A 13,447-nucleotide genomic window follows, 5' to 3' on the forward strand; every position below is an offset into this window, starting at 1 on the left:
GTTCAGCATAAAAAAGAATCTTTAAAAAAGCTGATGAAACGGTATTGAAGGATTATCATATCATTATTACCCCAGCTAATACGGAAGAAAGTCAAAAACACATTGAGGCTTTTCTGAAAGCTCCTGATAAATTTGATGATGAAAGTTGTAAAAAGTTTTGTTCGGATGGTGAATATCAGGTTGTAAGTTTTAGAAAAGAGGAGTAACCAACGAAAGAAACGTATTGAGGTTCTGAATTCAGGATAAGAATTGAATAACAAAAGGCATAAGGTATGCTTTAATAAAATAAATCACTTAAAATATACAGTTATGAGAAGTTTATTATGGTTAGTCGCAGTTATTTGTATTGTTGTTTGGCTTTTAGGAATGCTAAACGTTATACCCGGAATAAGTACCGGATATTTAGTTCATGTTTTATTGGTTATTGCCATTATTGTCGTTCTTTATAATATTATTTCAGGCAGAAAGCCTCTTGATTAAAATTTAAAATATTAAAATATCCTTTACCGGATTATTTACCGGTGAAGGATATTTTTTTTAATTTCTTACAATGGACCAGCTTAGCTTATTTGATGCAGAAGAATATTACCAATTTCCTAAAGAGTTATTGGAATATACAGATCATTTCCTATCACAACAGGAAGCAAAAGAGCTTCAGGAGTTTTTAATGGAAACTGCCCCATGGATCCAGACGACTCAGAAAATGTATGACAAAGAAGTTTTGACGCCACGCCTGACCGCTTGGTATGGAGACGAAGGGAAATCTTATCAGTTAAGTGGTACCCGTGTTGTGGTTAATCCATGGTTCCCTGAATTACTGGCATTGAAACACCGTTTGGAACAGACAACCGGATATACATTCAATTCAGTATTACTGAACCTGTACAGAAATGGCAATGATTCCGTTGCGTGGCACAGGGACAGAGACAGTGAGTTGGGGAACCGGCCTGTAATCGCTTCTCTGAGTCTTGGACAGGTCAGAAATTTTGATTTCCGTAAAGTGGATGATCATCATTTAAAATACAGCCTCCCTCTTTCGCATGGATCGCTGTTGATCATGAAGGGTAATTTGCAGGTTAACTGGGAACATAGAATTGCGAAATCAACCAAGCCTATGCAACCCCGGATCAACCTTACTTTTCGATTGATTAAAGAATTGTAATCTTACTTTTGCAACAGTTCCTCCAGTTCTGAAAGGAACAATACCTGCGCTGGATTAATACGTATTTTTGCTTCTTCTGAATCGAACCATTCCCATTGGTCTACCTCCGGTATTTCCATACGTTTTCCTGATCTTGGCGGCCATTCTATTTGTAAAGAATTGCTGAAAAGCTGTGTCGTTTCAATATCTGTTTCTATTGCCCAGGCATGCACTGTTTTACCTCCTTTCTGCCGGATGGGAGTCAGTCCTATGAATTCTCCTTCTATAGATTGTCCGGTTTCCTCTTTAAATTCTATGCGGGCCCGTTCCAGGGGATCTTCCCCCTGTTCTATTTCTCCTTTGGGAATGGACCAGGCACCTTTATCTTTATTCTTCCAGAAGGGGCCTCCCGGATGAACCAGAAAATAAAACAGATGGTTATTTTCTTTTTTAAATAATAAGATGCCTGCACTTGTTTTCATTCCATCGTATAGTCCGGATTCCGGAGATTAATTATTTTTTAAATAATCCCGTAAAACGTACTGTAATATTCCCTGGTTTTTATAATATTCAATTTCTATTGCCGAATCTAATCTTGCCTTAACGGTGAATACTGTTTCTTTTCCTGAAGGGTGTACAGCTTTTACATTAAGCATTTTATGCGGAACCAGATTTTCCTCTAAACCGGTGATGGTATACGTTTCCGTTCCGTCCAATCCTAAAGAGGCTGCATTTTCTCCATCATTGAAAACCAATGGTGCCACACCCATTCCAACCAGATTGCTTCTATGGATACGTTCAAAGCTTTCAGCGATCACCGCTTTTACACCTAACAGGAAAGTTCCTTTTGCAGCCCAGTCACGGGAGGATCCTGATCCATATTCTTTACCCGCTAAAATAATCAGTGGTGTCTGGTCTTTTTGGTATTGCATCGCCGTATCAAAAACCGTTTTAACTTCTCCTGTAGGTAAATAACGACTGTATCCACCCTCTCTGTCAGCTATTTTATTTTTTATCCTTACGTTGGCAAAAGTTCCGCGCATCATCACTTCATGATTTCCTCTTCTGGAACCATAAGAATTAAAATCTTCTTTGTTTACATTATTGGCTTTCAGATAACTTCCTGCCGCAGAGTCTTCTTTAAAAGATCCGGCCGGTGAAATGTGATCGGTGGTTACAGAATCTCCGAGATACAGCAGCACTTTTGCATTTTTTATATCGGTTACAGGATCCGGCTGAGCCTTGATATTTTCAAAAAAAGGAGCTTCTTTGATATAGGTTGAGCTTTTGTTCCATTCGAAATTCTGATCCAGGTTAACTTCAAGATCCTGCCAGTCTTCTGAACCATCAAAGATTACATTATAAACGTCTTCAAAATCTTCCTGTTTCATGCACTCATTGATCGTTCTTTGGATCTCTTCGCGTGAAGGCCAGATGTCTTTTAAATAGACAGGCTGCCCATTCGGATCATAGTCCAGAGGGTCTGTAATTAAATTGATATCAACATGTCCAACCAAAGCATAGGCAACAACCAACATTGGTGACATGAGAAAATTCATCTTAACCTGCGGATGCACTCTTGCCTCAAAATTCCTGTTTCCGGAAAGTACCGAAGCTACTACCAGCTCGCCATTATCAACTGCTGTTGCAATAGCAGGTGGAAGTGGTCCTGAATTTCCGATACATGAGGTACAGCCATAGCCGACTGTATGAAAGCGAAGTGCCTCCAGATCTGTATTAAGTCCGGATCTTTCAAGGTATTTTGTAACGACTTTGGAACCTGGTGCCAGAGATGTCTTAACCCATGATTTTGTTCGAAGTCCTTTTTCTATGGCATTTCGGGCTAAAAGTCCTGCTCCTACCATAACAGCAGGGTTTGATGTGTTGGTGCAACTGGTAATCGCTGCAATAACAATGCTTCCGTCACTTAAGACAAATTCAGAATTATTTTGTTTGATCCTTACAGTTCGTAAAGAGTCCTGAATAACTTCCGAATGAAGTTCTCCTTCAATAGGAACTTTTCCAAACGTAAATTCCGTTCCCGAACCTCCGTCCGCTAACCAGGCATATTCTGTTCTTTTGGAAATAGGTTCGTAATTACGATGATGCTCGTCTTTTAAAACTTCAGAAAATCTCTGGCTAAGATCTTTAACTAAAATTTTATCCTGAGGACGTTTAGGCCCGGATACCGTTGGTTCAAGGGTCGACAGATCAAGTTCTGCGACGGATGAATATTTAATTTCTTCCGTTCCGGTTCTCCATAAAAGATTTTCTTTGCAGTATTCCTCAACAATTTTGATCTGTTCCGGAGAACGGTTGGTAGCATGCATGTATTCCAAAGTACGTGAGTCGATAGGGAAATAAGTAACCGTACATCCGAATTCCGGAGACATATTAGAAATGGTAGCACGGTCGGTAACCGTTAAATGATCCAGCCCTTCACCAAAGACTTCCACAAATTTCCCAACTACTCCCTGGTTTCTAAGGATCTTTGTGATTGAAAGAACCATATCGGTAGCAGTACAATGATCAGGAATTTTTCCTGTCAGTTTTAAACCTACTACCTCAGGACAGGTAAAGAAAATAGGCTGTCCCAGCATAGCTGCTTCCGCTTCTATCCCACCAACACCCCAGGCGATAACCCCGATTCCGTTTACCATTGGCGTGTGTGAGTCTGTCCCTACCAATGTATCAGGAAAGAGCCATCCGTCTCTGCTGATCACTCCTTTTGCTAAATATTCCAGGTTAACCTGATGGCATATTCCCATTCCGGGAGGAACTACGGTAAAATTATTCAACCCATGTTGTGCCCATTTCAGAACTTCATACCGTTCCTTATTCCTTTCAAACTCCAGTTCTACATTCCGGTCATAAGAATAATCGGTTCCGAAATAGTCTACCTGAACGGAATGGTCGATAACCAGATCTACCGGAATAGCTGGATTGATCTTTTGTCCGTTTTTTCCCTGCCTCACAAATTCTGCCCTTAAAGAAGCCATATCTACTACTGCCGGTACTCCGGTGAAATCCTGCATCAGGATCCTGGCAGGTTTAAAAGGTATATCCTTATCATTAGGAGCAGGTGTCCATTGCAGTAAGGTATTGATATGTTCGTCTGTAATACCAAAGCCGTCATAATTCCTTAAAACATTTTCTAGAAGAATACGGATACTGAACGGAAGATGATCCACACCTCCCGGCAGGTTTCTTAAAGAGCTATAAGTATAAGATTTTCCATCAATAGTGATTTGTTGTACAGATTTTGCGTTTGGGGTGTTCATTTCAGGTGTTTTTTATTATATATACTAAGTTACCTCAAAAAAAGAAATATGAAAAGAACATTAGGATATATTAACATTAAAGAACCTTTTTTTTCTTTAGTCTACTTATATTTGACCCAAGACAAATGATAAACTATTAAAACAGAAGCCTCTCACAATGAGAGGCTTCTGTTTAATAATATTAAAATTCTACCTGTAATCTGGGATCTGAGCTTTCTCATAGATCAATCCCTCAGATTTTATCTCATTCCAGAAATCAGGAGGAATTACGGCATTTAGTCCTTCTACATTGTCATGCACCTGATCCGGCTGACTAGCTCCGGGAATAATGGCCGCAAATTCATCAGCCGCCAAAACAAATTGCAGGGCTGCATGTACAATGTCTGTGTTGTATTTTTTTGCTATTTCTGCAATCCGGTCTCTTTTTTCTGTCATCCCTTTGGGAATGACGTCTTTATAATTATAGCGGTTTCTCCCCGCAATAAATCCTGAATTATAACCGGCTCCGGAAACCAGTTTTACCCCAGCTTTTTTTACGGCCGGAAGTAATCTGTCTACGGCATCTTCATGTTCTAAAATAGAATATTGGGTAGCAGAAAGGCAGATGTCTGGGTCAGCAGCTTCAATGCAGTCCAAAATAGGCTCTATTTTATTAACACCCATTCCCCAGGCTTTTATAATCCCTTGTTCCCTTAACTCTGAAAGTACTTTAAAAGCTCCTTCCTTTGCCTGTTTCAGAAAGTAAGGATACCGGTCACCGACCTGATCTTCAGAAAGGTCATGGATGTATACAATATCAATACGGTCGAGCCCTGATCTTTCAAGGCTTTCATCGATTGACTTTTTTATAGCATCTGCTGTATAATCATGCCGGAAGTCATAATTTAATGGATTTTTCCACATGGTGGGTGGAACCTCAGATTTAGGGACTTCCTTAAATAATCTGCCTACTTTTGTAGAGAAAACAAAGTCATCTCTATCCTTACCCTGTAAAAACTGTCCAAATCTTCTTTCGCTTTTTGTCAATCCGTACCAGGGTGAGGTATCATAATACCGTATGCCCAGGTCCCAGGCCTTTTGCAGGACTTCGTGCGCTTCTTCATCCGTAATGTCAGCAAAAGCAGTTCCTATAGCTACTCCTCCTAATCCTAATTTGTGCTTTTCTGTTAGAATGTCTGTTTTCATATTGTACTTTTTATGTTGGGTTATAGTAAAGCAAGCAAACATTGTGCATTTATGACTTTAATTTTTTTGGTCTTATTATTGGACTCTTACTGTAACCACTCAAAATAGTAAGTATGAAAAAGCACATCATCATTGTAGGCGGAGGATTTGCTGGGATTAATCTCATCAAATCACTTAAAAATGACGAACGGTTTGAGATCACATTGATTGATAAAAATAATTACCACTTCTTTCCTCCTCTCATCTATCAGGTAGCCACTTCTTTTATTCAGGCTTCAAATATCAGTTATCCTTTCAGGAGAATGATTTCAAAGTTCCGAAATGTACGGTTTCACATGGGCAACCTTATTAAAGTGGTTTCAGAAACCAAAACCGTAGAAACAGATACCGGAAATTTAAACTATGATTATCTGGTTCTTGCTTTAGGAACCGAATCTAATTTTTTCGGGATGGAAAATGTTCAGAGATGTGCACTTCCTATGAAAAGTATTAAGGAAGCTCTTTATCTTCGAAATCATATGCTTCTGACGCTGGAAGAAGCGACAAGAAATAAAGATATGAAAGCAGCAGGCCGTCTTCAGAATATTGTTATTGCCGGAGGTGGACCCACAGGAGTGGAACTTGCTGGGATGCTGGCGGAAATGGGAAAATATATCGCTGAAAAAGAATATCCTGAAATTAAAATGGGTCTTTCCAACCTGTATCTTATTGATGCCCTTCCTACCCTTCTTTCCCCGATGAGCGAAATGGCCCAGAAAACTTCTTATGAGACACTGGAAAAATTAGGGGTAAAAATTATTCTGAACGTCTCCGTGAAAGATTATATTGACAATAAAGTAATCCTTTCTGATGGAAGATCCATTGAAACCGAGACCCTGATCTGGACATCCGGTGTCATAGGCCGGGAAGTTCCCGGTATTCCAAAAGAAGCTATCGGTCGTGGACGAAGAATACTGGTAGACGGATATAATGAAGTGGAAGGAATGAGAAATATTTACGCTGTAGGCGACATTTGTCTTCAGCTCACGGAAAAAAAATATCCTAACGGGCATCCTCAACTGGCGCAGGTAGCCATACAGCAAGCGCATAACTTAGCTGATAACTTTAAATATATTGCACAAGGTAAACCTTTGAAACCTTTCGAGTACAATGACAAAGGAAGCATGGCTATTATTTCTAAATACAATGCGGTAGTAGACCTCCCAAAATTTTCTTTTAAAGGGTTTATAGCATGGCTTACCTGGTTATTTATTCATATTATTCCTTTGATAGGATTTGGAAGTAAAGTCCGCCTGGCTTTTGATTGGCTTCGGTTGTTTATTACCAATAACCCTTCTATCCGTTTAATACTCTATCCAAAGAGGAATACGGGGAAATAACGGTTTTATTTATACCGCTGATTACAGGCTGGTTTTGATTGCTCATCAATTGATATTGAATGGGTGGGAGAAGCTTCTTTTTTAGGTAGTTTTCCCAGTTTTTCATAGAATTTATGAAGCTGGTCCAGTTCATCTTCTGTAAGGTCTTCAATATCTACGATCCGGTTACTGGCGTGCTCATGAGCAGCAATTAGTTCGTTAAGCTTAATCTGTATGGCTTTGGAGTCCTTATTTTGTGCTTTTTGGATAAGGAAAACCATGAGAAAAGTAATTATTGTGGTTCCGGTATTGATCACCATTTGCCATACTTCCGAAAAATTAAATATAGGTCCTACGGAGGCCCATATGATAACGAGGATTGTTGCTGTGATAAATGCAGCAGCACTGCCTGTAAAGTAAACAGCTTTATCTGCGAATTTGTCAAAAAGATTCTTTTTCATAATAATATAATAGTGGATTGAAGGACAGGCATCATTTAGGAATGTTTATTATCCTTTTCATTATTTATGTCCAATATAAAGATTCAACAGTAGTCATTTTTATGATCGTAGTCATAATGAAAATTAGTAATTGCGTATTTAATTCTATTTATTTTTGTTTAATATTTTGGTTTTAAGTTAAAGTAATGTTAAATATTTAAATAATTTGCAGTTTTATTATTGTGTTTGGCTTTATTATTGTAACCAGTTAATGCATAAACCACAAAAAATATTAATATGGCAACGAGTACAAAAACACCAGGAAAAAAAACGGCAACGTCTTCAAGAGCCAGATCGGCATCAACCCCGGCTAAAAAAACAGCCGCTGTAAAAACTCCGGCAAGAAAGGTTCCCGCTAAAAAGGATGCGGCAAAGGAACTCAAGGATCTGTTTGAAGATGGGCTTAAGGATATTTACTGGGCTGAAAAAGCACTAACGAAAGCTCTTCCGAAAATGGAAAAAAATGCTGAAGATAAAGGCCTGAAGAAAGCGATATCAAGTCACCTGGCTGAAACCGAAAACCATGTAAAAAGATTGGAAGAATGTTTTGCTGCTTTGGGCAAGAAAGCTCAGGCAAAAAAATGTGATGCCATGCAGGGATTGCTGGATGAAGGGAAAAGTATTATGGAAGAAACACAACCAGGCTCTGTACGGGATGCCGGAATTATTGCAGCATCACAGAAAGTAGAACATTATGAAATTGCAGCCTATGGTACGTTAGCAGCTTATGCTAAGGTTCTGAAGCAAACCAAATGTCTGAAAATTCTATTGAAAACATTGGAAGAAGAGAAAAAATGCGATGAACTCCTTACCAGTATCGCAGATACTGCTCTGAATAAGAAAGCAATGAAATAATATGATTAATACAACAAAGAATCCTCAATTTTAATTGAGGATTTTTTTATAAAAATTTAGGTATTATTTTATTCCGAAGGAAGTTCTGAACTCCATCGGAGCCATTTTTGTTTTCTTTTTAAATAGAGTGCTGAAAGACTGAGCGTGTTCAAAGCCTAATGCATAGGCAATTTCACTCACAGACAAATTAGTGGTCGACAGTTTTTCTTTGGCCTTTGCTATTAATTTTTCATGAATATGTTGTTGGGTATTCTGCCCTGTATGAATTCTTAACAGATCACTGAGATAATTAGGAGATAGGTTCATTGCTTCAGCAATAAGCTGAACGGTTAACAAACCCTTATCTACAGATTGTTCATGATCAAAATAATCATTCAGAAAACGCTCGAATTTTGTTAGGAGCTGATGATTGCTGTTTTTGCGGGTAATAAACTGCCGTTCATAAAAACGATTGGAATAATTAAGCAAAAGATCAATCTGAGATAAAATAATCTCCTGGGTATGACGATCGATATGCTGACATTCTTTATCTATTTTTTTGAGTATTGCAATCAGATCATCTTCCTCATCTTCCGATAAATGTAAAGCTTCATTTACCGCATAGGAGAAAAAACCATAACCCGTAATCGAAGATGCCAGAGGATGTTTCAATAAAAAATCAGGATGAAAGATCAATAAGTAACCTGATCCGCATTCCATATTTTGCAAGTCTAAATACTGTACCTGGTTAGGTGCAGTAAAGCTTAATACTCCTTTATCATAGTCATAATGCTGCTGACCGTATTTGATCTTGCCTTTTGCTTCTCTTTTCAATGCAACACAGTAGAATCTGTTCACAAAACCTTTCCATATTTCATCTTCCAGAAATATAGAATGGGACAGATTAATAACACTTACCAGCGGATGTTTAGGTTCCGGTAAGGATAATAGGCGATGAAAAGCTGAAACCGACTGAATAGCATTCATAAAACAAATGTAATAATTAATCTAACAGTCCCATACTGAATTCATCATATTGAGCTCCCGTATCAGTGCCTAAAGGAATAATGCCTTCCAGTTTTAAAATTTCCTCTTCTGTAAGCTGAATATGAACAGCATCAATATTCTGTTCCAGATATTTTCTGCGTTTTGTTCCTGGAATCGGGACAAAGCCTTTACTGATAATCCATGCTAATGCCAGTTGGGAAGACGTAATGTTCTTCTCTTTTGCCATAGACTCGATGGCTTCTACCAGTTTAATATTTTTATAAAAATGTTGTTCCTGAAAACGAGGGATTGCGCGTCGGAAGTCATTTTCAGGCAAGTCATCAATGGAACGGATTTGTCCGGATAAAAAACCGCGTCCCAGCGGAGAATAAGGCACAAACCCTATTTTCAGTTCTTGTAATGTTGTAATCACTCCTCTTTCTTCTACTGTACGCTCAAACAATGAATATTCACTTTGTACAGCTGTAATGGGATGAACAATATGGGCTCTTTTGATGGTTTCTGAAGATACTTCCGATAAGCCGATGTATTTCACTTTTCCTTCTTTTACCAGGTCGCTCATTGCTCCTACAGTTTCCTCTATAGGTGTATTTTTATCCAGCCGATGCATATAATAAAGATCAATATAATCGGTCTTTAAGTTTTTTAAGGAACGTTCTACTGATTTCTTTACATAATCCTTCTTTCCGTTGATGGCCCAGGTAACATTATCCTGGTCATTGATTTCCCAGCCAAATTTGGTAGCAATAATATATTGGTCCCGATTGTTTTCCGTAGCTTTGGCAATAAGCTGCTCATTTTTAAACGGACCGTAAAGATCTGCTGTATCAAGAAAATTACCTCCTAGCTCCAATGATCTGTGAATGGTCGCAATAGCTTCCTTCTCATCTGCTTCACCATACATATTTCCATCTTCAAAACCTGTCATGCCCATACATCCTAAACCTATAACAGGAACTTTCAATCCCTGATTTCCTAATTGTATTGTATTCATTTTCATACTGTTTATTTAATGATCCAAAATTCGTAAGAAATAAAAGACAGCATGTATGCAAAACACTGAACAACGTATGTAAATCAAGGTATATAGATCATAAAAACAAAAGCCTCGTATGAGGCTTTGTTTTTATTTGCTTGCTTCATTCAGAAGCTGTACATCTTCATTACTCAGATGAAGTTCAGTCGCTTTAAACAAGGTTTGTAATTGAGACTGGCTGGTTGCGCTTACGATAGGTGCGGTAATAAGTGGATTGGCTAATAGCCATGCTAATGCCACAGAAGCCTGGTTGGCCTGATGTTTTTCACTTACCTGATCCAAAGCTTTTAATACTCGCTCCCCTTTTTCATTCAGATATTTGCGGACACCTTCTCCCCTGGCACTTTTAGAAAGATCTGCTTCACTGCGGTATTTTCCGGTTAGAAAACCTGCCGCTAAAGACCAGTATGGGAATACGCTCAAATCATATTTTTCCACCAAAGGAGCGTAATTTTTTTCAAATTTTTCACGCTCTAATAAATTATAATGAGGTTGTAAAGCGACATACCTGGGTAAATTATTCTTTTCTGAAGCTTCAAAAGAAGCGGTAAGCCGTTCCGGAGTAAGATTGGAAGCTGCAATATAACGCACCTTTCCGGCTTTTATAATTTCGTCATACGCCGCAAGAGTTTCCTCAACCGGGGTTTTATGATCATCAAAGTGGGTATAATAAAGATCTATATGATCGATCTGTAATCTTTTCAGAGATTCGTCAACAGATTTCAGGATATGTCTTTTACTGATATCAAAACCATGTTCTTTGGTTTCTGATCCTACTTTAGTCGCAATAACAAGATCGTTTCTGTTGCCCCGGCTCTTCAACCATTTTCCGATAATTTCTTCAGACTGTCCCCCTCTTCCATTTACCCACCAAGAATAGGTATCAGCAGTATCTATAAAATTGAATCCGGCTTCTGTAAACTGATCCAGGATGTCAAAAGATTGTTGCTCATCCAATGTCCATCCGAAAACGTTTCCTCCGAAATTAATCGGTGCGACCGATAAATCCGTATTTTTTATCATTCTCTTTTCCATACATTAAAAATTAATTTTTTAGTCATAATCATTGATGTGGTGTTCTATGAACCCACAATTGAAAACTATTAAGATAGTTGATCTCCTTGTTTTCTGAATTGTTTGAAGATGTCGAATTATCTTCAGTAGTATAAAATTAAAGAAAAATTTTCTTAAGAATAGCGGACAGAAGATTATTTAAGATAATATTAATACAATACGGTTGATCATAAGAGTTTTATTCTGTCTATTAAGATTATGATTTTAAATACAAAGACGCAAAAGAATTTAATGATGATACTTTTTAAGGGGCAAAGATTTTTGGAAAGTATGGGGTAATAAAATTTTAGATTCTTTCAACACTGTATATTTAATTGACCTTAAAGATTTAACTCAGTATAAGATCATTTAAAAGCTGCAAAAACTTGAAATTCGGCTAAAAAGTTTGAGCTTAATGAAAAGCAATTGAAATAAATCATAGAAAATTATGAAGCATAAATAATGTTTACCTTTTTCGCATTCTATACAAGCAGAAAGTTTTAGTAAATAGGGCTTCCCGTAATGGGGAATAAAAATAATTTTGTACTATTGTAATGATTGCAATCACAAAAAAATATTAAAATTAAAAACGATCAAAATGCAAAAATTAATTCTTATTTTAGGTATTGCTACATCAGGTATATTGTGTGCCGCTTCCCCAACAAAAAGTAATGTAAAATCTGCTGAAACGATTAATGCAGCGCAAAATAGTATTAAAAAAATTAGCTTTAATGGGTTTATAGCTTATGATACTACCTGTTGTGGCACATGCTATCAATACGGAACTTATACAGAGCAAACTGTGGGAGGTATTACATATTGGGAATTTGAGTCAGCTAGTCAAGCTACATCATCGACTGTTATCACACCTCCTTGTACTGGAGCAGGATCATACATGGGTTAATATTGAAATTAATATGAAAAACTTACTTATTTTATCTACTTTCTTTTTACTTTTTTCTTGCAGCAGAAAAAATGCTCAAGCATTAGAATTTCAAAAATTACCAATTGTTGATTATAATAATTCTGATGAATTTTTTAAGAATTCCGGTAAAGTTAAAGGTTACTTTGACAAACAAAAAAAGCAAACGGTAATAATTGCTAATGATAAGGTTATAGATTTTGAAACCTTTCATAAATTAATGGATACAGAAGAGGTGCGTACAATAAAAGTAATTGAGGACAGTACAGAAATAAGTAAATTAAATTACCCGTATAATGATGTCAAAAAAATTATTATTGTAACCAAAAAATAAACTATCCAGGTGGCTGTTATATCAGCCACCTTTTATATAATAAAATATGAAAAAAATACTCTCCATTGTTTCTATATTTTTATTTGGGATTATGCTTTCACAGAATAAGAAATTTAAAGTGTTTAAGTCTCATACTCAAATAATTTACAATGTTGATTTTAAAGCAGATTCAACACTAAGTACTAAAAGTGATGATATGCTTACTTTATATATTGGTGATAATGAATCAATTTTTCAAAATGATAAAAAATATAAAGTTGATTCAATAATAGATAGTCAACCGTTTTTTCAAATGTCATCAAGACCAATGTTCAAGGTGTCTCATGTAATAAAAAAAGATTATCAACAACCTGATTTGATATATAGTGATAAAATTGAAAATATAAACTTTGGCTACAAGGAAAAAAGTCCTGCGATGCAGTGGAAACTTATTGATGAGAAAAAAAATGTTTTAACATACGAATGTTATAAGGCAGAAGCTACATTTAGAGGTCGAAAATTTATTGCATGGTACACAAAAGATATCCCAATAGCTGATGGCCCATATAAATTTGCTGGTTTACCGGGGCTTATTCTTGAAGTATATGATGACCAGGAAAACTTTCATTATAAACTTTTAGCTATTACAAAAAAGTCCCAAAATATTCTGTACGATGAGAATATCAATTTTATTGACCGTAAGAAAATGATTGAGGCTAGAATGAATGTAATCAAGAAGTTTACAAAAGGAAATATAAAAATAAATCCTATAGAAAAAAATTAAAAAGACACCCATTATGGTGTCTTTTGTTAAAA

At 36.9% G+C, this 13,447-nt stretch carries 15 protein-coding genes; 8 read left to right on the top strand and 7 right to left on the bottom strand.

Going from position 1 to position 13,447, the window contains the following annotated elements:
* The first annotated feature begins 44 nt into the window (after window positions 1-44).
* From AAEU33_RS14625 to AAEU33_RS14635, 3 genes are all read left to right on the top strand, one after another.
* The gene (locus AAEU33_RS14625; RefSeq protein ID WP_345988350.1) at window positions 45-206 is read left to right on the top strand and encodes a hypothetical protein; all 162 of its coding nucleotides are present in this window, start codon (window positions 45-47) and stop codon (window positions 204-206) included.
* A gap of 103 nt (window positions 207-309) precedes the next feature.
* Window positions 310-480, top strand: coding sequence for a lmo0937 family membrane protein (locus tag AAEU33_RS14630; protein WP_172282659.1), 171 nt, complete (start codon window positions 310-312; stop codon window positions 478-480).
* Window positions 481-550: 70 nt separating this feature from the next.
* Window positions 551-1,162: an alpha-ketoglutarate-dependent dioxygenase AlkB gene (locus AAEU33_RS14635; protein WP_345988352.1), complete on the top strand. Its 612-nt coding sequence runs from the start codon at window positions 551-553 to the stop codon at window positions 1,160-1,162.
* Window positions 1,163-1,164: 2 nt separating this feature from the next.
* On the opposite strand, the gene AAEU33_RS14640 is transcribed toward AAEU33_RS14635, so the two are convergent.
* From AAEU33_RS14640 to AAEU33_RS14650, 3 genes are all read right to left on the bottom strand, one after another.
* A complete protein-coding gene (locus AAEU33_RS14640) occupies window positions 1,165-1,623 on the bottom strand; it encodes an NUDIX domain-containing protein (protein ID WP_172282663.1) in 459 nt (152 codons plus the stop codon).
* A gap of 27 nt (window positions 1,624-1,650) precedes the next feature.
* Window positions 1,651-4,422, bottom strand: a complete 2,772-nt coding sequence (gene acnA / locus AAEU33_RS14645; RefSeq protein WP_345988354.1) for an aconitate hydratase AcnA — start codon at window positions 4,420-4,422, stop codon at window positions 1,651-1,653.
* A 189-nt stretch (window positions 4,423-4,611) separates the two neighbouring features.
* A complete protein-coding gene (locus AAEU33_RS14650; protein ID WP_345988356.1) occupies window positions 4,612-5,607 on the bottom strand; it encodes an aldo/keto reductase in 996 nt (331 codons plus the stop codon).
* 113 nt (window positions 5,608-5,720) lie between these two features.
* On the opposite strand from AAEU33_RS14650, the gene AAEU33_RS14655 reads away from it, so the two are divergent.
* Window positions 5,721-6,986 (top strand): NAD(P)/FAD-dependent oxidoreductase, encoded by a 1,266-nt coding sequence (locus tag AAEU33_RS14655; protein ID WP_345988358.1) that lies wholly within the window; start codon window positions 5,721-5,723, stop codon window positions 6,984-6,986.
* A gap of 5 nt (window positions 6,987-6,991) precedes the next feature.
* Here AAEU33_RS14655 and AAEU33_RS14660 read toward each other — a convergent pair whose 3' ends face one another.
* Complete coding sequence (locus AAEU33_RS14660) at window positions 6,992-7,426, bottom strand: low affinity iron permease family protein (RefSeq protein WP_345988360.1); 435 nt, start codon at window positions 7,424-7,426, stop codon at window positions 6,992-6,994.
* 276 nt (window positions 7,427-7,702) lie between these two features.
* Here AAEU33_RS14660 and AAEU33_RS14665 point away from each other — a divergent pair, with 276 nt between their 5' ends.
* Window positions 7,703-8,320, top strand: a complete 618-nt coding sequence (locus AAEU33_RS14665; RefSeq protein ID WP_345988362.1) for a DUF892 family protein — start codon at window positions 7,703-7,705, stop codon at window positions 8,318-8,320.
* A 63-nt stretch (window positions 8,321-8,383) separates the two neighbouring features.
* Here AAEU33_RS14665 and AAEU33_RS14670 read toward each other — a convergent pair whose 3' ends face one another.
* From AAEU33_RS14670 to AAEU33_RS14680, 3 genes are all read right to left on the bottom strand, one after another.
* Window positions 8,384-9,286, bottom strand: coding sequence for a helix-turn-helix transcriptional regulator (locus AAEU33_RS14670; protein WP_345988364.1), 903 nt, complete (start codon window positions 9,284-9,286; stop codon window positions 8,384-8,386).
* Between the two features lie 16 nt (window positions 9,287-9,302).
* Window positions 9,303-10,301, bottom strand: coding sequence for an aldo/keto reductase (locus AAEU33_RS14675; RefSeq protein ID WP_345988366.1), 999 nt, complete (start codon window positions 10,299-10,301; stop codon window positions 9,303-9,305).
* Between the two features lie 132 nt (window positions 10,302-10,433).
* On the bottom strand, window positions 10,434-11,378 hold the full coding sequence (locus tag AAEU33_RS14680) for an aldo/keto reductase (RefSeq protein WP_345988368.1): 945 nt from the start codon (window positions 11,376-11,378) through the stop codon (window positions 10,434-10,436).
* A 616-nt stretch (window positions 11,379-11,994) separates the two neighbouring features.
* On the opposite strand from AAEU33_RS14680, the gene AAEU33_RS14685 reads away from it, so the two are divergent.
* Genes AAEU33_RS14685 through AAEU33_RS14695 form a run of 3 tightly spaced genes read left to right on the top strand, consistent with a single transcriptional unit; the run spans window position 11,995 to window position 13,415 of the window.
* Window positions 11,995-12,300 carry a hypothetical protein gene (locus tag AAEU33_RS14685; protein WP_345988370.1) on the top strand — a complete coding sequence of 102 codons (306 nt, stop codon included), beginning with the start codon at window positions 11,995-11,997 and terminating at the stop codon, window positions 12,298-12,300.
* 13 nt (window positions 12,301-12,313) lie between these two features.
* Window positions 12,314-12,652, top strand: a complete 339-nt coding sequence (locus AAEU33_RS14690) for a hypothetical protein (RefSeq protein WP_345988372.1) — start codon at window positions 12,314-12,316, stop codon at window positions 12,650-12,652.
* Window positions 12,653-12,698: 46 nt separating this feature from the next.
* Window positions 12,699-13,415 (top strand): GLPGLI family protein, encoded by a 717-nt coding sequence (locus AAEU33_RS14695; protein ID WP_345988374.1) that lies wholly within the window; start codon window positions 12,699-12,701, stop codon window positions 13,413-13,415.
* Window positions 13,416-13,447 lie beyond the last annotated feature (32 nt).

Origin of the sequence: Chryseobacterium sp. Chry.R1 (assembly GCF_039645525.1) — a bacterium.
GTDB classification, from domain to species: Bacteria; Bacteroidota; Bacteroidia; order Flavobacteriales; family Weeksellaceae; genus Chryseobacterium; species Chryseobacterium proteolyticum.